Annotated in this window: 22 protein-coding genes; 3 read left to right on the top strand and 19 right to left on the bottom strand. The window is 45.7% G+C overall.

Going from position 1 to position 20201, the window contains the following annotated elements:
• Positions 1-27: 27 nt before the first annotated feature.
• The 8 genes from M1D61_RS08820 to M1D61_RS08785 form a co-directional block, all read right to left on the bottom strand.
• The gene (locus M1D61_RS08820; RefSeq protein WP_458122002.1) at positions 28-174 is read right to left on the bottom strand and encodes a hypothetical protein; all 147 of its coding nucleotides are present in this window, start codon (positions 172-174) and stop codon (positions 28-30) included.
• 53 nt (positions 175-227) lie between these two features.
• Positions 228-1232 (bottom strand): NAD(P)-dependent alcohol dehydrogenase, encoded by a 1005-nt coding sequence (locus M1D61_RS08815; RefSeq protein ID WP_458122001.1) that lies wholly within the window; start codon positions 1230-1232, stop codon positions 228-230.
• Positions 1233-1294: 62 nt separating this feature from the next.
• Complete coding sequence (locus tag M1D61_RS08810) at positions 1295-1933, bottom strand: DUF1405 domain-containing protein (protein WP_458122000.1); 639 nt, start codon at positions 1931-1933, stop codon at positions 1295-1297.
• Positions 1934-2170: 237 nt separating this feature from the next.
• Complete coding sequence (locus M1D61_RS08805) at positions 2171-2410, bottom strand: IDEAL domain-containing protein (protein WP_046215031.1); 240 nt, start codon at positions 2408-2410, stop codon at positions 2171-2173.
• A gap of 23 nt (positions 2411-2433) precedes the next feature.
• Positions 2434-2940, bottom strand: a complete 507-nt coding sequence (locus M1D61_RS08800; RefSeq protein WP_458121999.1) for a gamma carbonic anhydrase family protein — start codon at positions 2938-2940, stop codon at positions 2434-2436.
• Between the two features lie 239 nt (positions 2941-3179).
• Positions 3180-3755: a histidine phosphatase family protein gene (locus M1D61_RS08795; protein WP_458121998.1), complete on the bottom strand. Its 576-nt coding sequence runs from the start codon at positions 3753-3755 to the stop codon at positions 3180-3182.
• Positions 3756-3906: 151 nt separating this feature from the next.
• Positions 3907-4533 carry an anti-sigma factor family protein gene (locus M1D61_RS08790; protein WP_458121997.1) on the bottom strand — a complete coding sequence of 209 codons (627 nt, stop codon included), beginning with the start codon at positions 4531-4533 and terminating at the stop codon, positions 3907-3909.
• Positions 4530-5126: an RNA polymerase sigma factor gene (locus tag M1D61_RS08785; RefSeq protein WP_017814502.1), complete on the bottom strand. Its 597-nt coding sequence runs from the start codon at positions 5124-5126 to the stop codon at positions 4530-4532. Before M1D61_RS08785 ends, M1D61_RS08790 begins: the two co-directional genes overlap by 4 nt.
• A 1166-nt stretch (positions 5127-6292) precedes the next feature.
• On the opposite strand from M1D61_RS08785, the gene M1D61_RS08780 reads away from it, so the two are divergent.
• Both M1D61_RS08780 and M1D61_RS08775 read left to right on the top strand, forming a co-directional pair.
• Positions 6293-7330: a hypothetical protein gene (locus M1D61_RS08780; RefSeq protein WP_458121996.1), complete on the top strand. Its 1038-nt coding sequence runs from the start codon at positions 6293-6295 to the stop codon at positions 7328-7330.
• A 133-nt stretch (positions 7331-7463) separates the two neighbouring features.
• Positions 7464-8111 carry a hypothetical protein gene (locus tag M1D61_RS08775; protein WP_458121995.1) on the top strand — a complete coding sequence of 216 codons (648 nt, stop codon included), beginning with the start codon at positions 7464-7466 and terminating at the stop codon, positions 8109-8111.
• Between the two features lie 34 nt (positions 8112-8145).
• Here the strand turns inward: M1D61_RS08775 and M1D61_RS08770 are convergent, their stop codons facing one another.
• Positions 8146-8412: a hypothetical protein gene (locus M1D61_RS08770; protein ID WP_458121994.1), complete on the bottom strand. Its 267-nt coding sequence runs from the start codon at positions 8410-8412 to the stop codon at positions 8146-8148.
• A 383-nt stretch (positions 8413-8795) separates the two neighbouring features.
• Here M1D61_RS08770 and M1D61_RS08765 point away from each other — a divergent pair, with 383 nt between their 5' ends.
• A complete protein-coding gene (locus M1D61_RS08765; protein ID WP_458121993.1) occupies positions 8796-9188 on the top strand; it encodes a hypothetical protein in 393 nt (130 codons plus the stop codon).
• 547 nt (positions 9189-9735) lie between these two features.
• Here M1D61_RS08765 and M1D61_RS08760 read toward each other — a convergent pair.
• The 10 genes from M1D61_RS08760 to trpD all read right to left on the bottom strand — a co-directional run bounded on the left by M1D61_RS08760 (position 9736) and on the right by trpD (position 20127).
• Positions 9736-10065 (bottom strand): hypothetical protein, encoded by a 330-nt coding sequence (locus M1D61_RS08760; protein WP_458121992.1) that lies wholly within the window; start codon positions 10063-10065, stop codon positions 9736-9738.
• Between the two features lie 1145 nt (positions 10066-11210).
• On the bottom strand, positions 11211-12014 hold the full coding sequence (locus M1D61_RS08755; RefSeq protein WP_458121991.1) for a cytochrome c oxidase assembly protein: 804 nt from the start codon (positions 12012-12014) through the stop codon (positions 11211-11213).
• A 125-nt stretch (positions 12015-12139) separates the two neighbouring features.
• A complete protein-coding gene (locus M1D61_RS08750) occupies positions 12140-12619 on the bottom strand; it encodes a DUF2243 domain-containing protein (protein ID WP_458121990.1) in 480 nt (159 codons plus the stop codon).
• A gap of 199 nt (positions 12620-12818) precedes the next feature.
• A complete protein-coding gene (locus M1D61_RS08745) occupies positions 12819-13919 on the bottom strand; it encodes a prephenate dehydrogenase (RefSeq protein ID WP_458121989.1) in 1101 nt (366 codons plus the stop codon).
• A 183-nt stretch (positions 13920-14102) separates the two neighbouring features.
• Entirely contained in the window at positions 14103-15200 is a 1098-nt protein-coding gene (gene hisC / locus M1D61_RS08740; RefSeq protein WP_458121988.1) for a histidinol-phosphate transaminase, read from the bottom strand.
• Positions 15201-15486: 286 nt separating this feature from the next.
• Positions 15487-16320, bottom strand: coding sequence for a tryptophan synthase subunit alpha (gene trpA, locus M1D61_RS08735; RefSeq protein ID WP_458121987.1), 834 nt, complete (start codon positions 16318-16320; stop codon positions 15487-15489).
• Complete coding sequence (gene trpB / locus M1D61_RS08730) at positions 16317-17513, bottom strand: tryptophan synthase subunit beta (RefSeq protein ID WP_458121986.1); 1197 nt, start codon at positions 17511-17513, stop codon at positions 16317-16319. Before trpB ends, trpA begins: the two co-directional genes overlap by 4 nt.
• Entirely contained in the window at positions 17513-18130 is a 618-nt protein-coding gene (locus M1D61_RS08725) for a phosphoribosylanthranilate isomerase (RefSeq protein ID WP_458121985.1), read from the bottom strand. Before M1D61_RS08725 ends, trpB begins: the two co-directional genes overlap by 1 nt.
• 124 nt (positions 18131-18254) lie before the next feature.
• Positions 18255-19097 carry an indole-3-glycerol phosphate synthase TrpC gene (trpC, locus tag M1D61_RS08720; RefSeq protein WP_458121984.1) on the bottom strand — a complete coding sequence of 281 codons (843 nt, stop codon included), beginning with the start codon at positions 19095-19097 and terminating at the stop codon, positions 18255-18257.
• On the bottom strand, positions 19087-20127 hold the full coding sequence (gene trpD, locus M1D61_RS08715) for an anthranilate phosphoribosyltransferase (RefSeq protein ID WP_458121983.1): 1041 nt from the start codon (positions 20125-20127) through the stop codon (positions 19087-19089). Before trpD ends, trpC begins: the two co-directional genes overlap by 11 nt.
• Between the last annotated feature and the right edge of the window lie 74 nt (positions 20128-20201).

Here is a 20201-nt window from a genome sequence, read left to right as displayed (position 1 = left end):
GTATGATGTTGTGGGTATATGCTTCTTTTAAGCTGGTAATTCGTCCTCACTGCCAAGCATAGAGCGGGCGAGCCGGTACAGATTCATCTCCAGATCATGAATCAACCGGATAAATGCTTCCTTGCTACCTCCCAGCCGAAATCGTGTCATACCAACCAGCGAATATTCAGTCAAAATAAAAAACCGCCCTGCACAGGCGGCTTTAAGCGGATTTTTCTGAAACTAGATTATACGTAAACACCCGGCTCCATGGTGATGATGACTTTGCCCAGCATACGACCTTCACCGAAATACCGTAATGCTTGGGCTCCCTCTTGTAATGAATACTTCCGATCGATCACAGGTGTAATCCGACCTGTCTCTACCAGCGACTTCCAAACGAGCTGATCATCATGATTCGGTTTATGAATCAGCAGCTTTACTTTCTTTTTCTCCAACCAGCCGATCCATGGAGATGCCGCAAGCGCTTCAAGAATCCGGAATGTAGTCCCCCCGATAATCACGTATGTACCGCCGGGTCGGAGTGCTTTTTTGATATCAAAAATCGAACGATTCCCGATTACATCGAGGATGACATCATACTGCTGACCATTTCCAGTGAAATCGCTGCGTGTATAATCGAGCACATGATCCGCTCCGAGCCTGCTCAGCAGATCCAGCTTTTCCATGCTGTCCACGCCGGTCACTTCAGCTCCGAGCCATTTGGCATATTGAATACCGAATGTACCCACACCTCCGCCTGCACCATTGATCAGTACATGATGATCTTTGGCAAGCTTTCCCTGATCACGCAATCCCTGCAGAGCCAGCACAGCCGCTTGTGGAATAGCCGCTGCCTGCTCAAATTCAAGATCCTCTGGCATTAATGTCAAAGCCTCTTCATGGGCACATACATACTCCGCAAATCCACCCCACCCGCACCCGGAAATGTCACCAAACACTCTATCTCCCTGCCGGAACTTGCTTACAGCAGGACCTACCGAGATAACCTGTCCTGCCACATCGGCGCCCAGTATACGGTAACGCGGCTTGTAGGGCCGACCAATCCGATTGGCAAATGGCTTGCCGCGCAGGAGGTCCCAATCCCAGGAATTCACTGATGCAGCATACACTCTGATCAGCACTTCATGATCGCGTGCCTGGGGAATTTCCATTTCGTCCACATAAAGAACATCGGACATGCCATAAGTATCGTATACCAGAGCCATCATTTTGCCGGTTTCCGCTTCCATTTGAGACCTCCATCCGATTCTGCAATGAATGTGCAGTGTCCAGAATTCTTCCTCGCGATCAGTTAGAGCCGCTTGCGTTCACGGCGAGCCTGCCATAGAGCAAGACCTCCAACCAGTGCAGATAGTACCGTCAATGTTACTGTGAAATTCCGTACCTGATTCAGCCGTTTGACCAGTTCTTCCGTCAGCCACGGATAAATGCCCTGGCTGTAATCCATATAATCGTTGAGCAGTGTCCAGCCGAGCGCAATAATCAATGACTTCCAACCAAACAGGAAAAAGCGGACAAACAGCAGCGATTCGATCGCCATCGCCAGATGGGAAAAGGTCAACATCCAGTCTTCCCACACCAGTGTATCGCCCAGCGCCTGCCCCCAGAATATCATGACAACCGCCCAGACGCCATACTTAACCGACGTAACGACGGCCAGCGCTTCAAAAAGCTTGCGCACAATCTGCAGCCATCCGCTGCGCGGCGGAAACATCAGAAAAATCAGCGCAATACTGAAAAACAGGCTCGCTGTCGGACTGTCCGGAACAAAAATAACCATCCATGAAGGCCAGCGTTCCAGTGTATATTCCATCTGTGCACCGTACCATATGTATCCATAAATCGTTCCCAGCGCATTGCAGATGAGCAGCAGCCACAGCAGCCGGCGATCGGTAAGGAACATTTTGCTCCATAAATAAGAAATCGGCATTTCCATTCTCCTTTATTTTTATCCAGCCGGAGGCATCGCATCGTATTGCCGAATACCGCTCATTCCGGATATAATCTCTACTATTTTAAAAGTAAGTATACTAACAAGCAAGCGCTATTCTGCCTTTCCATTTTGAGTGATCAGTCAGAGATGCACATAATCCCAAAAGAACATCAAAAAAGTCTGCCTCAGATCACGGCAGACTTTTATAGGATAAAATGATACATACATATCGTCTTAGTGAGATAATGATTTACGTTCATAATGCTCCACTTCTGGCAGTTCGACTTCAATAGCCGGCGCTAATGAACGCAATTCATTAGTCCACTTTTGAAAAGATTCTTCATCTCTGTCGGCAAGCGCCCGATCAATAAGTGTGTTCAGTTCCTCAATCCGATGTTCGCGAAGTACTTGGTCCCATACCATCTCAGCTGCCAAACCCAACATGACCTCATAGGTTACTTTCATCTTGTACATAGGGCGCACCTCCATAATGCTATTCATGGATTCCTGAACTCTCTTCCTTTGTCCACATAGCTCTGTGTAGTCCTGGCCATCCGCTGCAAATCAGCTTCGGTTAGTTCGCGGATTACACGTGCCGGTGAACCTAGTGCAAGAGTATAAGGTGGAATTTTGTTATTCTCTGTGACAATTGAACCTGCACCAATTAACGAATATTCACCAACCTCTACTCCGTTCAGCAAAATGGCACCCATTCCGATCAAGGATCCCTGACCGATCCGGCAGCCGTGAACAATAGCAGAGTGTCCGACGGAAACATCATTTTCGATAATTAAGGGGTGAATCTCATGTACATGTCCTACAGCCAGATCTTGTACATTACATCGGTCTCCAATGATTACCGGAGCGAGATCTCCGCGCAGTACAGTATTAAACCATACGCTGCTGTCCTCGCCCAGCTTCACGTCTCCGATCAGCTTGGCACCCTCGGCGATGAATGTATTTTCGTGTACAATCGGCCATTGATTGTGGTAAGGCAATAACATGTTATCCGCTCCTTATCTGGACTTTAACCAAAATATCTGTAAGCGCATCATTAATTTCACAAAAAAAGTGATAAAAATAATAACAATGCTGTAAACTTTATGCTGGAACATCTTATCTCCCGCGCTTTTTTCCTATCGTTATGCCTTAATATAGTCCAATGAGCACGTGCGACGGTTCTCCAACCAACCTCAATCGTGCTCATTCTTCCATTTGCGTCCATATATCACGTCATGCCTCATTACTGAAGATGATCCGTATTATTATACAGCAAAGCCTTCCATTCTTCGGCTTCCCGTTCCAGAACAGTCAATGACAAATTGCCGATTCGCTCGGTATGCTGCTCCTGCAGCAGCAAAGTGAACAGATGCGAAAGGAAACCGCCATGACTGACGACAAGAATATTATGATTGGGAAACTGCTCCCAGGTGGAATTGAGAAAGCTCATTCCGCGTTCCTGAAGCAGCTCGACCTTTTCCTGTCCCAGCTCCAGTGTCTCCCAATCTGTGCCCCATTTGGCTTCACGCTCTGTCCAGGTTAATCCTTCCACCTGACCGAAGCCTCGTTCCTTGAGGCGCTCATCCGGTTCCAGAAGTGGGATATCCAGACGCTGTGCGATGATCTGCGCAGTCTCATGCGCACGCTGTAGACTGCTGGAAATAATATGGTCCCAGTGAATCGGCTCTACCGCGAGCCGTTCTGCCAGTCGTGATGCCTGTCTCCTCCCTTCCTCATTGAGTGGAATATCGCTGTGACCCTGAATACGCCCCAGCGCATTCCAGTCGGTCAAGCCGTGCCTGATTAATCCGATCCGCATTTTTCCTTTACACCCTTCCTCCGACTGCTCACACATGCTGCGATCGCTGCTATGTACTGGATATGAATACCTACAGCATAACATAAATAAAAGCCTGCCGGCATCCGTCCAATTACGGAATTTGCCTGCAAGCTATGCATCTTTGTGTTTATTATTGATGTTTGGTTCGGGCGAGCCAGCGCAGGGAGACCAGCGCCAGCAGCATGCCGACAAGCGACAGAATCATCCAGTACTGCGGATGGCTCGGATTCATTGGAATCACCAGCGGATCGATCAATCCCCGTTCCGATCCGGCAAAGTGAAGCGACGAATATACAACGGTAGTATCATCACCTGTAGCTACAGCGGTAGGCACAATGCCGGTAACCCGTTCCGGCTGCGGCTGCTGTTCAAACGTGCCTGTCATATCGAGCGTCAAGTAAATGGAACTGCATATAAAGACCGCAATGAGCGAGGAGATCCAGACGGACAGACGACGGCGGAACAAACGCGAGATCGGTCCACGCTTTACATCTGTCTGTACCAGCCATGGTGATTCAGCATAAATCCGGTCCATAACGTTCCGGTTTATATTTTCGGCGCGGATCGTCATGGTCGGCATATTTTCCAATTGTGCTGTTTCCGCCTGAATGAGTTCATGACTTTCTTTCCACACTTCAAATTCTGCCGCGCAGTCAGGACACTCCCGAACATGTTCGTCCAGTGCCAACCGACGTGGATCACCCGGTGTCAGGTCCCAATAGATCCCGAACAGCTCTTCGGCCTCTCTGCAATTCATTTTCTCTTCATCCCTTCACTAGGCTGATTGTAGACCGAGTCATAATAATACGGCTCCAACCGTGTTTTTACGCTCGCTCTTGCCCGGAACAATAGAGATTTGACGGAGCTTACACTTTGACAGAGGATATCAGCAATTTCCTGATAGTCCAGCTGATCATATTCGCGGAGGATCAAAGCAGATCGTTGTTTTTCAGGCAGCTGGTCAATCGCTTCCCGTACCATCTGGACGCGTTCCCCGCGCAGTACAGCCTGTTCCGGCACCATACTGTTCGGTGCAACCGGGGTGTAGCCGCTCTCTTCCAGAGGGATGCTGCCGCTTTTCTGCTTACGCAGCTCGCTCAGTACGGTATTGCGTGCGATTGTATACAGCCAGGTGGAGAACGAAGCATCCACTTCACGGAAGGAATGCAGGCTTTTATAAGCCTTGTAGAACGTCTCCGAGCACAGGTCTTCTGCCATAATTTCGAGATTGGAGCTTTTGAGCATATGATAGATAAACGCCAGAATCTTGCGCTGATAACGGCGCATCAGCTCAGAATACAGCTCCACATCACCGTTTTTAATTTCCTGAATTAACAGGGAATCTGTCATTGAAATGCGACCCTCCTCATTGTTGCCGCCGCATCTTCCTATTCCTCATGTATTAGATAATACCGGATAGAACGGCAAAAGTTGCGGTGTTTATAACATTTTCCGCAGCTGACAACAATTCACTGATTTTATATGGATGGTAGGCTTGTTCGGAGAACCGAACGAGCGACTGGAATAATAGGCTGCAGCCTTAATCAGGCTGACCGGATAGAAGGGACATCTTGCTTATATTTATCAAATGCAGCTTCGCGGCCGCTTGAATACGTTCGGAATAATCACTTGCCAGCAGATCGTTTGCCGGCCAGGCCGATTCATGGAAATGAGCCGTCGGTACGGAGCCGAACCGATTCATTTCATAGCACTGCACAAGTGCAACCTTTATATCATACCTGACTTTTAGACGGATGGCAAAGTTAAAAGGTTGCTGATCCAGCCATCAAATTAATCTTATACGATTGAGAATGACGCTTACTCTCCTGCTATCCCTGCTGCTGTGCCTCGTTATCCACAGTCAAGGGATGGGATGAAACGATATTTTTCTGGAACCAGGTGCAATTATTTATGTATACATCCCAAATCGATTATGTAGGTGCTGCAAGATCGGTTCCATCAAAGGCTGAATTCCATACTGGATAACGGCAGACGAAAACTCCCTTATCTGTTATACCATACAAAGCTGCTGCAATTCAAAGTTCGCTAAATAACTGTTCGGACAAAAAAGAAATCGCTAACATAAGTTAGCGGTTGGAGTCTCATATTTCAGAAACTCCAGTTATTGGATAGAAGTTTTTTGTTATAATGAAATCTTTAATTGCAGCGCATCTTCAAAACCCATTTTATAAGCTTTTTGGCTGCAACATTCTTCTCTAAAAATATGCCTTCTAGCTTATTCAGCTCCTCTGTATGTTCATCTGCTAAAAGGTCCTTTATTTTTTCAACTGCGCCGAAAATTCTAATATATTCCCCTCGTTCTCTCTTTCTGCTAAAAGTACAGCCTCCCATGCTCGTTGCTCTAATTTCGGCGCTATCCACTCATAACTAATATCCATTTAAAATTTATACTCACCAATAACATATTTCATATTAAATAAATTATTGAAACCTTTTCCACTATTTTCCGATATAGTGATGATGAAATTTAATATTTATGAAGGAGTTATATAACTATGAAATCATTAATCATTCTTGTATTAACTTCATTTCTCTTTTTGCCTTCAGCTTCAGGAGATATTTCTTACAGCAAACCAGTAACAGGTTCTGACTCAATAATTTCTACTCAGCCAAAAATTACAAAAGAGAAAAAGCACCTAGATTATAAGCAAATCGCCGGCTGGACTTTAGGGCTTTCTTTTTCTGAATTGCAGCCAAAAATCAAAAATATGGATCATAAAATCCCTACTGAAGATAAGAAGTACGATAGTACGGTTGTCTTTTTTGATAAAAAACAAATATTAATATTCGAAGGCGGTATCCTTGAATATGTTATCACCACTACAAAAGGTCAAGGGATCAAGAATGTTGTCCTGGTTGGTGATTCTCTTAAACAGGTTTTAAATAAGCTGGGGAACCCCCTCCAAAAGTATAAAGACACTGACGGAGTTTATTATGGATATGGAACCAGCTACGATAATCCGGAGTTACAAATTAAAATAAAGAATTATAGAGTTATCGAAATCAGCTTGGAAAATCCCACCGTAGGTTTTGTTGACGAAAACAGAGTTGTTCTTGCATATTTGCACAGTATTGGCGATCTGGCCGTTGACTACTATGTATGTAATGCTTGCAGTATTAAAAATGAAAATTCTGCCGAGTCAAACACATCAAGCATTCTAACCTTGAATGAAATGAAATCAATCTTTGAACAAATAAATAAAGATATGAAATCTCTAAAGATTTTAATCGCTAAAAATTCTACAATTGCATTAGATTATCAATCTGTTTTCACTGATCAACAAGCTCAGTTAGAACAAAAGCTAGACGAAGCGGAGAAAAATTCAGAAGGTTCTAAAAACCAAGTAATTATAAAACAACTTAATTTGTATTCCACACTTGTCTACGACGCATATAATCAAAAAGAACTCTCTCTAACACCCAACTTATCAGAATATGATAAATCAAATTATGAGCAGACAGCTTTCATAAGTATTACTGATGCGATGACTATTCATAATGTAATCAACGCTTATTTAAAAACTGAAAAGTAATTACACATCCCAATATCAAATGAATCTAGTTAAGTATTGTACTACAGAAAATACTATAAATTTAAAATCAAAATAAGACCTAACTTACAGACTGTTAATCAGCTAAATATATATTTGAGAGGAATTAGTATCTTTGAAAACAAATATTAATAACGAATCTGCAAGTGATTATCTAAGAAGAAAATATCGTGTAGGAAAATTTCTAAATCAAGAATTGGGAAGTATTTCTAAAAATCAGGATTTATTCTTAAGGCGGAAACTAGTTCAAGTTGAAACCTTTGAAAATCTTAGAAGTATCTTTTCTGGAATTGAAGCAAGATATGAATCTATGAAGCAATTAAATTTAATTGTCACTATAGCATTATTTTTTGTAACTATTCTACTTGGAAACTTCTCATTTTATCTGCAACATACTATGAAACAGGTAGATTGGGCTCATGAAATGGCTATGCTTAAATTAAAAGCTAAAATTGACCTTTTTAAAACAATACCGGTATTAGGAGAAAAAGGTTACTTATACAATGCAGAAATAAGTGCTTATACTGAAAGCTTGAACAAACAAAGTAGCTCATACATTGATTTACTGGGAGATATTAATTCTATATATTTCTTAATAATTTCAGTTATTTTATTATATTTAGCATTTTTCATTTTTGGAAAATGGTATCAATATCTATGGGTTTCTAGTATATATGCTTGTGTAAAGGAAGCTTATAAGCAAAAAGAAAAAATTAAGACTGAAATTGATAAAAAGGCAATATTAACTAATAATTTTGAGTGAATACAAAAGGCACTGCCATAACCGGCAGGGACTTTTAATATTGAGTAAAGTAATCTGAGCCACTTTGTGCCGGCTGGATCGCCCAGACGGTTTCAGGCTGTTGTAGCAATACGACTGTCTGCAAATCCGCCCCATCCCAATTGATGTATCCCTGATTAGCCAGACCATTCAACAGCATAGTCACTTGATCTTTATCTCTTCCGATCTTCCGGGGCGCCTCTACCCAGCTGGGCATCATCCGGCTCTTTGCAAAATAATTGTACAGCACTCTCAATACCTTCCGCTCTGCATCCTGCAGCATGCCAATCACCTCAGTATGAATTATGTTCGAACATCAGTTCGGTTACAAGGCGATTATGTAGAGGTATCTCAGCGGTAAAAGACTATCCTTTTGTTGCTTTAAATATACGAGTTGATCTGGAATAATAAGTGTCTTGTATTTTAACGAAATCTGACGTATAGATTTTAATGAGTCCACCGTAATCCACAATAATATCTACTTCAAGTTCTGACTTCATTTCTATTCTGTCACATATTTGAGATATAAATATTTCCACTAATTTCATATCTATTTTTACTTTTTTATACTTTAATTTAAATAATAAGAAATTAAGTTTTATTATTGAAATAAACAAATTTATATACTATACTTTTAATATAATTTAATAAAAGGAGAAAATACATATGAATAAATTTATTAAATCCCTTTCTTTAGGAATAGTTGCTGCTTCTTTTATTGCAACTTCGGCATTTGCTTCTATTAATTCTGGATATATCCAAGTGCTGCCAAGTACAAGTAGCGAAACTCCACGCTTAGGACAAACTCCGTTCGTTGAAGGTGTTGGTAAGACAGGAAAAATAACACTTATTTCTTCTCCTTCACAAGGAACTGGTTACAGCTATGCAAATCTCCAAGAGTATTGTAACGGCAACAAACAAGAATATTATAACATTTTAACTTCTTTCCATGATCAACCTGATTCTAAAAATTTCTCAATGAAAAGTGGTTGTACTTATCGACTCAACGTATATACCTTTGGCGGGGCAAAAGGATACATTAATAATGGTGTAAATTAATACTCATCAAATACTAATTTAAATAAAGAAGACTCTACCAATAAATTATCGGTAAAGTCTTCTTTATTTACGTACTCCAAATTTATATGTTTTGCACGAATAGTAGGTGTCCTGTATTTTGGCAAACTCCGGCGTATAAATTTTAACAGGTCCGCCGTAATCCACAACGATATCTGCTCCAAGTTCTGACTCTATCTCTACTTTGGTATGGGCCTAAAATAGTACTGCTGAAAGCAATTACATATCTATTTTTATTTTTTTATATAAGTCTTATTGGTCTCTTTAAAATAATAATTCTCTCATTACTTAAAAAAGAGTTTTATCAGTATATACTAATAAAACTCTAATCTTTTAAGTTTATAAAAATTAAAACAAACTTTTGATAGGTGTTTTCTTATTTAAGATGGAGTATTACCGTCATTATCTTTAGAAACTTTTTTAAAATCATTGGCCAGATCCATAATAGATACCAAGACAGTTTGTACTCTTTTTGTTTGAAAAAATTTTTCTAGAAATATAATAAAGTCATCTTCACTGTTTATGTTTATTACTTTTTCATCTTTATCTTCTTTATAAAGGCATCTTTTGGATAATCATTTAATATCTCTTGTAAGACAAGTTTATCTAACTTTATAGAAACAGGATAAAGAAGAATATCATGATAGAATTTAAGTAATTCAAACTTATAATTTTTCAAATAAGAAGAACCTATTTTGAAACTAAAAGTAAAAGGTAGCTCATCTATACGCTTCTCTGAAAAGAATGATGGTGGAATATTATCAATACTGCATTGCAAAGTTTTATTTGTTATTTGCGATAAAATTTTTGCTTGTTCATTTAGTATTGCAGTTGCTGGCTGCTGTTTTTTTATAATCATTAATACTAGGCCATAAACTTCTCATAAAAACCTCCATGTTTTAGATCGCAAAAAAATAGGTAGGTGATCTGTGATCTTTTTATTTATGATACTAGCTTTTCCAATAAGACTCTGCTCTCCAATAAATGAAATTAATTTCAATTTACTAGAATTGAAAGATGGGATTAATTGCGGCCTCAATATAATTTGATCAACTATATTCCAATAAAATAATACGTCAGTAGCTTTTGTATAATAAAAAGTTCCTTCTGGACCGTAATCTTCTGAAAAAACTTCCACCTAGGGTTATAAAACATTGTATACGACCTTCCGCGAATTGTTCGTTCTCTTTTTTTACTTTGACTTTCGTGGGTATTGCATGTAACCCTCTAGCAGAGATCATTCCAGGATCAAATGGATTCATATTAAAATCACCCAAGACTATAGTGTTTTGACATTGCCTCCTGATTTCGATATCATCTATCAGAGCCTTAAGACCGAGGCCTCTCCTAAATGATCGTATTCAGTAGCATATAGTTTACTAGGGAAATGAACAAATACTATTAAGATGGTATTTAATTGAGGGTGAGGAAAAGTCTTAAAAGTATAGTAATAGGACTCATCAAAACTTTCAACATCAATTAAATTTAGATAAAATAGTGATCCTATCACAACTAGGACAGGGATAAGGAAGGAACAGATCATTTATAATGATCTGTTCCTTCTCTTTTAATTACGACTTCGTTGATTAAGATATGTATCATCGAATAGCATTTATGCCGTTATGCAGCGTTGGGAAGATGAGTATCTATAGAGTTACTAATACACAAAATTATCCTGGCTCTCCATTTGAAGTACAATTTAAGTGGGGTAACGTGGAAGAGATACCGGTACATTATACCAAGTGTAAAGGCAGCACCTATTTTTACTAAATAACAAAAAAAGAAACCGCTAACATAAGTTAGCGGTTCGAGTCTCATATTTCAGAAACTCCAGTTATTGGATAGGAGTGGAGAGAAACCATACTGTAGTTACAGTATACTGTATGCGCTTTCATTAAGTCAACCCTTTTAGCTAATCTTTTTTGGTAAATTTACATTTTTTTAAAATTAATGTGATATCCACTTAATGTATACGTGTACTTCCAAGTGATGACCGCTTTGGAATCAACTATCCAAAGCAGTCGATACAACCAGCTTCCGTGGACGTGCATCCCGGTACCATCGGTAACAAAATAGCCCGATAATGATCAGCTGAACCAGATCCCCGCCATAGTACATCCACATTGCCCCTGTCTCCGCGTCCCCCGCCGGTATGCCTGCCGGAGGATGAATATAAATGTATTTGGACAGCATGCCGTGCAGAGCTGCAGCTATAATAGCCACGACCGCCCGGTACACATAGCCATACCGGTGAGCTACCGGATCAATATACAGCATGGAAATGGTGAATACATACCCTGCCAGCAGAATATGCAGATGAACCAGCAGGTTGACTGCGGTGTACTGGTGCATCCATGTATAGAGCGGAGTCGTATACAGCAGCCACAGACCACCGGTATTCAGCAGAGCTGCCACGATCGGGTGACAGACCAGCGCAGGATACGGACTGCGCAGAAATCTGCTCAGCTCCCGTGCCCGGCTCACCGGCAGACTGCGCAGCAGCAGTGTAACCGGAGCAGCTATAGCCATCAACAGTGGACCCAGCATTCCGAGCAGTAGATGACCGATCATATGTATGCGAAAATCGCTGTGCGCTGCTGCTGCGAGCGGCCCGATAATGACGATTACTGCACAGGTACAGCCTGTGTACCAGCAGAGGTAACGGTACAGCGGCCAGGGTTTGTAATTTCGGTTGGTGATCAGTCCTGTCAGCGTGTAGCCCAATATTGCAGCCGCATAAATCAGTGTGCAGAGCAATTCCACTGCAATCGATGCCGAAGTGCCTCCATGTCCGATTGAATGTTCCATCTTCCCTTTTCCCCTTTCATCCTAAATAGCCTGCCAGCCTGATCAATCGGTGCTGGCAGGGAAGTTATTAGCAGAGGCTTAAAGCCCTGGGGTTTTAGAGTTTTGAGCCTACCTGCATACCGGTATCAGGCACGGCGCGTGCGCCAGACCAGAATGCTGCCGATAATGATCATGATGACCGCAATAATATTCCAGGTTAGGTCATAGGGCGTCAGATCGACGTTGTACCGAATCTGGTGAATCCCCATCAGCTTGTGATGTACCAGTCCGTCATACAGCTGGAACAGCCCTGCTCCGAGCAGGACGCCGCCCCACCAGCGCATCATCCAGAGCGCTTTGCGACGCCGCAGATCCGCGAACAGAAACAGGGAAGCAATCGTGGCAAACCAGCTGAACGCGTGAAAAAATCCATCCGATACCAGTCCGACCGCTGTGGTCGACAAATCGTAAAAATGATGCCAGTGCAGCAGCTGATGAAAAATCGTCTCATCAATAAAAGCCGCCAGTCCTACGCCAAACAAGAAACCTGACCACATATTGCGCTTGCTGTAAATACGACGCGGCTCAGCCGTGTCATCATGGATATCCCCTGTGTAAGATGTCATCCTGTTTCCTCCTTGGCATTTTTGCCGGTGAATAAATTGGTAAATATTTTACATTCAACAGCCTATTACCCTTCCCAGCATAATAAAAACAAAAAGGAACGCTGTGAATGACACAGCGTTCCTGGAGATGATGTAAGATACAGCCGTAAGACATCAGTTATGGTTACCAGTACTTTCCCTGCTGAACAGCTGTCGTTTCTCAGACAAATACGGAGTATTCACTTTGCTGGAGCATTGCCTTCGCCTGCTCCATATCATGCTCATTGCGGAAAGACAGGCGCATGACGCCCGGCACATCCTCCCGGCTCTCGATAATCTGTACGTTGCTGATGTTGATGCCGCGGTTACCGATCTCGGTCGTAATTTTACCAATAATACCGGGATGATCCGGTACATCGAGGTACAGATCATACAGTTGGGTGATCATGCCTTTACGGCGCTCGGGCAGCTCATCGCGGAAAGCACCCGCTTTTTCAAACTGCTCTTCGATACCGCGCGCATCCTGGCTCTCCAGCAGACCGATAAACTGCTCCACTCCTTCATTCCAGTCCTGCAGCAGCTGCAGCACAATATGACGGTTATTGAGCAGAATATCCCGCCATACGATCGGGTCACTGGACGCAATCCGGGTAATATCCCGGAATCCTCCTGCTGCCAGCATCCGGTACAATGGATTGCCTTCATTATAGCTGCGAATCTGGTTGACCAGCGCAACCGCAATGACATGCGGCAAATGGCTGATCGCCCCGACAATCTCGTCATGCATCAGCGGCTCGACTTTGATAATCTGGGCACGGGTATGCTGTGTCAGCAGATCAGCCAGACGTTCGTACACAAGCTGGGGTACCTGAGCCGGCGGAGTCAGCACATAGTAGGCATTTTCAAACAGCAGATAGGAAGCGGCCCCTACTCCGGAGCGTTCCGATCCTGCCATTGGATGACCGCCGATGAAATGCACATCCTCACGCAGCTGCAGCTGATCGGCACAGGCTGTGATCGATGCCTTGGTACTGCCTACATCGGTAATGATGCAGCCAGGCTTGAGCGGCAGATGGCTCAGCTGCTTCAGATAGGTTCCGAGCAGACTGACCGGTACACAGAGAAAAATAAAGTCCGCTTCCAATGCCGCTTCCTCTACCGAAAGGGTAGCATGGTCGACAACCTGCCGTTCCTGAAAGATATGTATCAATTCCGGCAAGTGCGTATAACCGGTCACATGCAGACCCGGCTTGCCTTTAAAGCAGAGCGCAAGTGAACCGCCGATTAGCCCTACGCCGAAGATTGCAATTTTTGTTGTCATAATGATCCCACTCATTCTTCGTTAATTAGATTGCTTTGTATATCATCCTATATGCTGCATAGATGCTTTAAAGCATCATAATACCCGGTTACAGATGGGCAGCGGATTTCCTTGCCAGCCTCTTTGCCGGAAGGAATCCGCCTGATCCCCTTGATATAAATTAGTTAATGCAGTACCGCAGTCTTATACGGCAGCAGTACGTTCCTGCAGTGTCTCTTCCAGTGCACGGATGAAAATCTCATTCTCGCGCGGTGTTCCAACGGTCACACGGATGTAGCTCGGATATTTGTGATGACCGGCACGGATAATGACACCCCGACTCAGCATAGCCTGGAATACTTCCATTGCGGGATGCCCGGTGTCGACCATGATGAAGTTCGTCTGGCTCGGGAAATAAGAGAGTCCCAGACGGTCAAAATGTCCTGTCAGGTACTCAATGCCTTCACGGTTCTTGGTACGGCATTCATCGACAAAAGCCTGATCTCTCAGCGCCTGACGAGCTGCAGCCTGTCCGATTCGTGATGTGTTGAACGGTTCACGCACCTGGTTGATCAGCTTGATCACACCTGCTCCACCGACTCCGTAGCCGATGCGCAGTGCAGCCAGACCGTAGATTTTGGAAAATGTACGCAGAATGACCAGATTCGGATATTGATCCAGCATCGGGATGCTCTGCGGGTAGGCGCCGTCCACTACATACTCGTAATAGGCTTCATCCAGTACAACCAGTACATGCGCCGGTACCTGATCAAGAAACTGCACCAGTTCGGATTCATCCACAATCGTACCTGTCGGGTTGTTCGGATTGCATACCCAGACAATTTTGGTACGGTCATTGATTTGCTCCAGCATCGCCGGCAGATCATGCACGCCATCCTTGAGCGGTACTTCGTGAACAGCAGCACCCTCGATATCTGCATTGCTCTTGTACACAGAGAACGTCTGGTCGGCCATGATGGTCTCATCACCCGGCTCCAGGAAAGCACGTGTAATCAAGGCAATAATTTCATCAGAACCACAGCCAAAGATAATCTGCTCGGACTGCACATCAAGCGAAGCTGCCAGCTCGGCAGTCAGTTCTACAGCCCCGCCATCCGGATACAGATGCAGCTGGGACAGTTCCGCTGCAATCGCCTGCTGGACGGAAGGTGCTGAACCATACGGATTCTCATTGGAAGCCAACTTGGTTACCTCAGTCAGCCCAAGCTCGCGCTTTACCTCTTCAATCGGCTTGCCTGGCTGGTAAACGGGAATATTGACAATACGGGATTTTGGTTTCATTTTGGGACCACTCCTTCGGACTTTGTACGGTTTCTTTTCTGATACGTATTCATTTCATTATACAGAATTAGCGGACGGAATCCATCGTTTCCGCGGAAAACCTGTTTCCCGCCGATCCGATATGATCCCATCCGCTGGTACAGCATGACGGTTACTGTTTCATGAATGCAGCCGGAGCAACAGCTCTGCTCTCCACTGCATGATCATGACAGCAATCTGTTATTTTATTGATGATGACCAGACATTAACGGTACCTGGCAGGATCGCCATGACAGACCGTAATCGCTTATTCCGATCCGATCAATTCGGATACAAAATTCCGGATCTGCCGCAGCCCATCGGCTTTGCGCTCCGGGTCGGTAAGCAGCGGAATCTGGGACTCGATCTGACGCACAATTGCGCTGCCCACCACTACGCCGTCGCAGAACTCGGAAAATTTACGTACCTGCTCATGACTGGAAATGCCAAACCCGACCGCTACCGGCAGATCCGTGTTTGCTTTGACATTACGGATAAACTGCTCCACATTGTTATGGAAAGAAGCACGCTCACCGGTTACACCGAGCGAAGAGACGCAGTACACAAACCCCTGTGCCCCATCCAGAATGGAAGCAATGCGTTCTTCCGAAGTAGGTGCTACGAGCGGTACGAGGCTGACGCCTGCTGCTCTGGAGCGGCTGCGCATCTCTTCGGATTCTTCCACCGGCAGATCCGGTATGATCATGCCGCTGATATCATAATGCTGCATCTGCTCGAAGAAGCGGTCCAGTCCATACTGCAGGATCGGATTGTAATAGGTGAACAGGATAAAAGGCATCGTCACTCCCCGGCTGCGCGCCTGCTCGGCGACTTCCAGACAGGTATCAATCGTCACCCGATGAGTCAGTGAACGCTGGGAAGCGCGCTGGATCACCGGACCATCTGCCAGCGGGTCAGAGTACGGAACACCAAGCTCCAGGATATGTGCTCCGGCCGCCTGCAGCTCGACGATAATATCGACGGTCGTCTGCGGATCGGGATCACCTACCGTCAGGAAAGGAATCAGCGCGGTGCTGCCCTTTTCCCGAAGTTCGGCAAATGTAACATCCATCCGGTTCTGGCTCTGTCCTGTAATACTCATAGCGACCCCTCCCGTTCATATCTCATAATGGATTCGACATCCTTGTCACCGCGCCCCGACAGACAGATGACCAGCAGCTGATCCGCTGTCATTTCCTTCGCGAGCTTGACGGTATGGGCAATGGCATGAGCGGATTCAAGTGCTGGAATGATGCCCTCGGTCCGGCACAGCAGCTTGAGTGCATCCAGTGCTTCCTGGTCAGTGATCGGCACGTACTGGGCACGCTCAATATCCTTGAGATACGAATGCTCCGGGCCGACACCGGGATAATCCAACCCGGCTGAAATGGAGTGTGCTTCTTGCACCTGTCCATGCTGATCCTGCAGCAGATAGCTCATCGAGCCCTGGAATACGCCTTTGGTACCGAGGCTCATCGTGGCTGCATGCAGTGGAGTATCAATACCTCGGCCTGCCGCTTCCACACCGATCAGGCGTACTTCTTTATCTTCCACAAATGGATAGAACATGCCGATCGCATTGCTGCCGCCGCCGATAGCCGCTACCACCGTATGCGGCAGACGATTTTCCTTTTCCAGAATCTGACGGCGGGTCTCGTCGCCGATCACTCGCTGGAAGTTACGCACCATCATCGGATACGGATGAGGACCGACGGCAGAGCCGAGAATGTAGAACGTATCGTCCACATTGCTGACCCAGTAACGCAGCGCTTCATTGCCTGCGTCCTTGAGTGTGCGGCTGCCCGAGGTAACCGGTACGACTTCGGCGCCCAGCATGTTCATGCGGAATACATTGAGCTGCTGACGCTTAATATCCTCTTCACCCATGAATACTTTACATTCCAGACCGAGCAGTGCTGCGACCGTGGCTGTCGCAACGCCATGCTGTCCGGCTCCTGTTTCGGCGATTACTTTTTGCTTGCCCATGCGCTTGGCGAGTACACCCTGACCGATCGCATTGTTGATTTTGTGAGCGCCGGTATGGTTGAGATCCTCACGCTTGAGATAGATTTTTGGACCGCCCAGCTGTTCGGTCAGTCTCTCTGCATAATAAAGCGGGGTCTCGCGTCCGGAATATTCTTTGAGCAGATAGGCAACCTCTGCATTAAATTCATCGTCAGCCGCATATTTACGGTAGGAATCTTCGAGCTCAATCAGTGCGTTCATTAGCGTCTCCGGCACATAGCGTCCGCCGAAGTCTCCAAATCTTCCTTTTGCATCAGGTAGTGTTGTCATTATGATCTCGCCCTTTCCACAAACGATTTGATTTTTGCGATATCCTTGGTTCCATCCGTCTCGACGCCGCTGGACACATCAATACCTTCCAGCGGATAGCCGGACAGCAGTGCATTCACATTATCCGGGTTCAGTCCTCCGGCGACAAACAGCGGGATATTCCGCGCTGCGGTCCAGTCATGGTAAGCACGAATCCGGTCCCAGGCAAATGTCTTGCCGGAGCCTCCTCCATACAGAGGGTCATACGTATCTAATAAAAAGGCATCTACGCTGCCTTCATACATTTTCAATTGAGCAGCAGCATCCAACTTGGGCTGCTGCGGATTGCCGCCAAGGGAGATTACCTTGAATACCTGCACATCCAGCACCTCACGTACCTGCCGGCAAAATTCTGGCGTCTCCTGGCCATGCAGCTGAATCACATCCAGTGGAGCAGTGCTCATGACAGCGGCCAGTTCATCCATCGTCGGATTCACAAACACTCCTGCACTCTGTGGACGCTTTCTATCGGGCCACTTCTGCAGCACTTCGATCAATCCGGCTGCCTGCTGTGGTGTAATCTGACGCTTGCTTTTTGCGAACACAAACCCGATATAATCGACGGATAACGGTATCATAGATTTTAGCACTTCAACGCTTTGAAGTCCACAAATTTTTATCCTCGTTTTTGCTTTGCCATTCTGTTTTCCGCTCTCATTTACAGCAGGATCAGGATGGGAAAAAGCAGCTTGTGACTGCTGATTATTCATGGGAATCCTCGGCAGCCGCAGCAGACTGCAGACGAGACTGCGCAGGTTGCATGAGGGTTTGGACCGCCTGGGCAATATTATCCTGCCGCATAAAATATTCTCCAACCAGCACGCCAGCAGCTCCCGCTTCAGCTACATAACGGATATCATCCGGTGACATAATCCCACTCTCGCTGATTAAAGGCACCCCTTCAGGCAGCAGCTTGATCAGCTCTGCGGTCGTCGTAAGCGAAGTCTCGAAAGTCTTGAGATCGCGGTTATTCACACCGATCAATCCATGTTCTACCGCTCCCTCGGCTGCCAGTACAATCTTCAATTCATGAAGATCATGTACCTCGATCAGTACATCCAGTCCGAGTGATACAGCTAGTCTCAGGTAGTCACGAATCTGTGCAGGTGTCAAAATGGCTGCAATCAGCAGAATCGCATCCGCCCCGATCAGACGCGCTTCGTAGATCTGCCGTTCATCAATAATAAAGTCTTTGCGCAGCAACGGCAGCTGAATCTCTTCACGAATCTCGGTCAGATAGCTGTTATTTCCCTGGAAATACTGCACATCGGTCAATATCGAAATGCAATCGGCTCCAGCCTCCTCATAGGCACGAGCGATATGTACCGGATGAAAGTCCGGACGAATCAGCCCTTTGGATGGTGAAGCTTTCTTCACTTCGGCAATCAGACCGAGGCTGCGGTTTGGTGTCTTGGTCAGTGCACCCCTGAATCCCCGCGTGGCAGGCATGGCGGCTATCTGACGCTCTGCTTCTGCCAACGTGAACCGACTGGCTAACTGTTCCACTTCACTTTGTTTGGTTACGACGATACGATCAAGATACATAGCTATATGCCTCCGTTGTCTGAATTAGTTGTTCCAGCTTGTGAGCTGCTGCTCCGGAATCGATGGCTGCCGCTGCAATGGCCGCACCTTCTGCCAGATGATCGGCCTGTCCGGCCAGGTAAATGCAGGCTGCCGTGTTGGCCAGTACAACATCACGATAAGCACCTTTCTCTCCATGCAGTACCCGGCGGATAATATCTGCATTTTGCAGTGCATCTCCACCAAGCATATGTTCCAGCGGATGCACATCCAATCCAAAATCATGCGGATTCACTTCATACGTCTGCACCTGTCCGTCCCGCAGCTCGGCGATCCGTGTAGGAGCGGCAATACTGATCTCATCCAGTCCGTCATGACTGGCAACGACCATCGCACGCTTGAGTCCCAGCAGATTCAGCGTCTCGGCGACCGTCTCGATTTTGCTGCCATCATACAATCCGATCAGCTGGCGGTCTGCCCCTGCCGGATTGGTCAGCGGTCCCAGCATGTTGAAGACGGTGCGTACACCCAGCTCCCGTCTGGTGGCGGCGGCGTGCTTCATTGATGGATGGAATACCTGGGCAAACAGGAAGCAGATGCCGATCTCATCGAGACAGCGGGCCGCCTGATCGGCATTCAGTCCGATATTGACCCCGAGCGCTTCCAACACATCCGCACTGCCTGCCTTGCCGGAAGCCGACCGGTTGCCATGCTTGGCTACACGTACCGATACCGATGAAGCAATAATAGCCGATACGGTGGAAATGTTAAACTTGTGAATACCCGATCCGCCTGTACCGCACGTATCCAGCAGATTGGAGGACAACACCGGCACCCGTCCGCCACTCATGCGCATCGCTTCGGCAAAGCCTGCAATCTCTTCCACAGTCTCTCCCTTGACCCGCAGCGCTGTGAGAAGCCCGCCGATCTGCGAAGGTGTCGCTTCCCCGCTCATAATGGTACTCATCACACGGTTTGCTTCTTCCCGCTGCAAATGCTCTCCCTGAATGACTTTCGTAATGGCCTGCTGCATCGTTGCTGATGTATGCATATCGTCTCCTCCTTTAAATTCTGCTACTGTAAAATACAATAACTGTAGACGGAATAAATTCATTTTCCTGCTAT

Source organism: Paenibacillus sp. Z6-24 (assembly GCF_054161335.1).
Note: the sequence above shows the minus strand (reverse complement) of the source record. Positions and strands in the feature narration are given on the sequence as shown.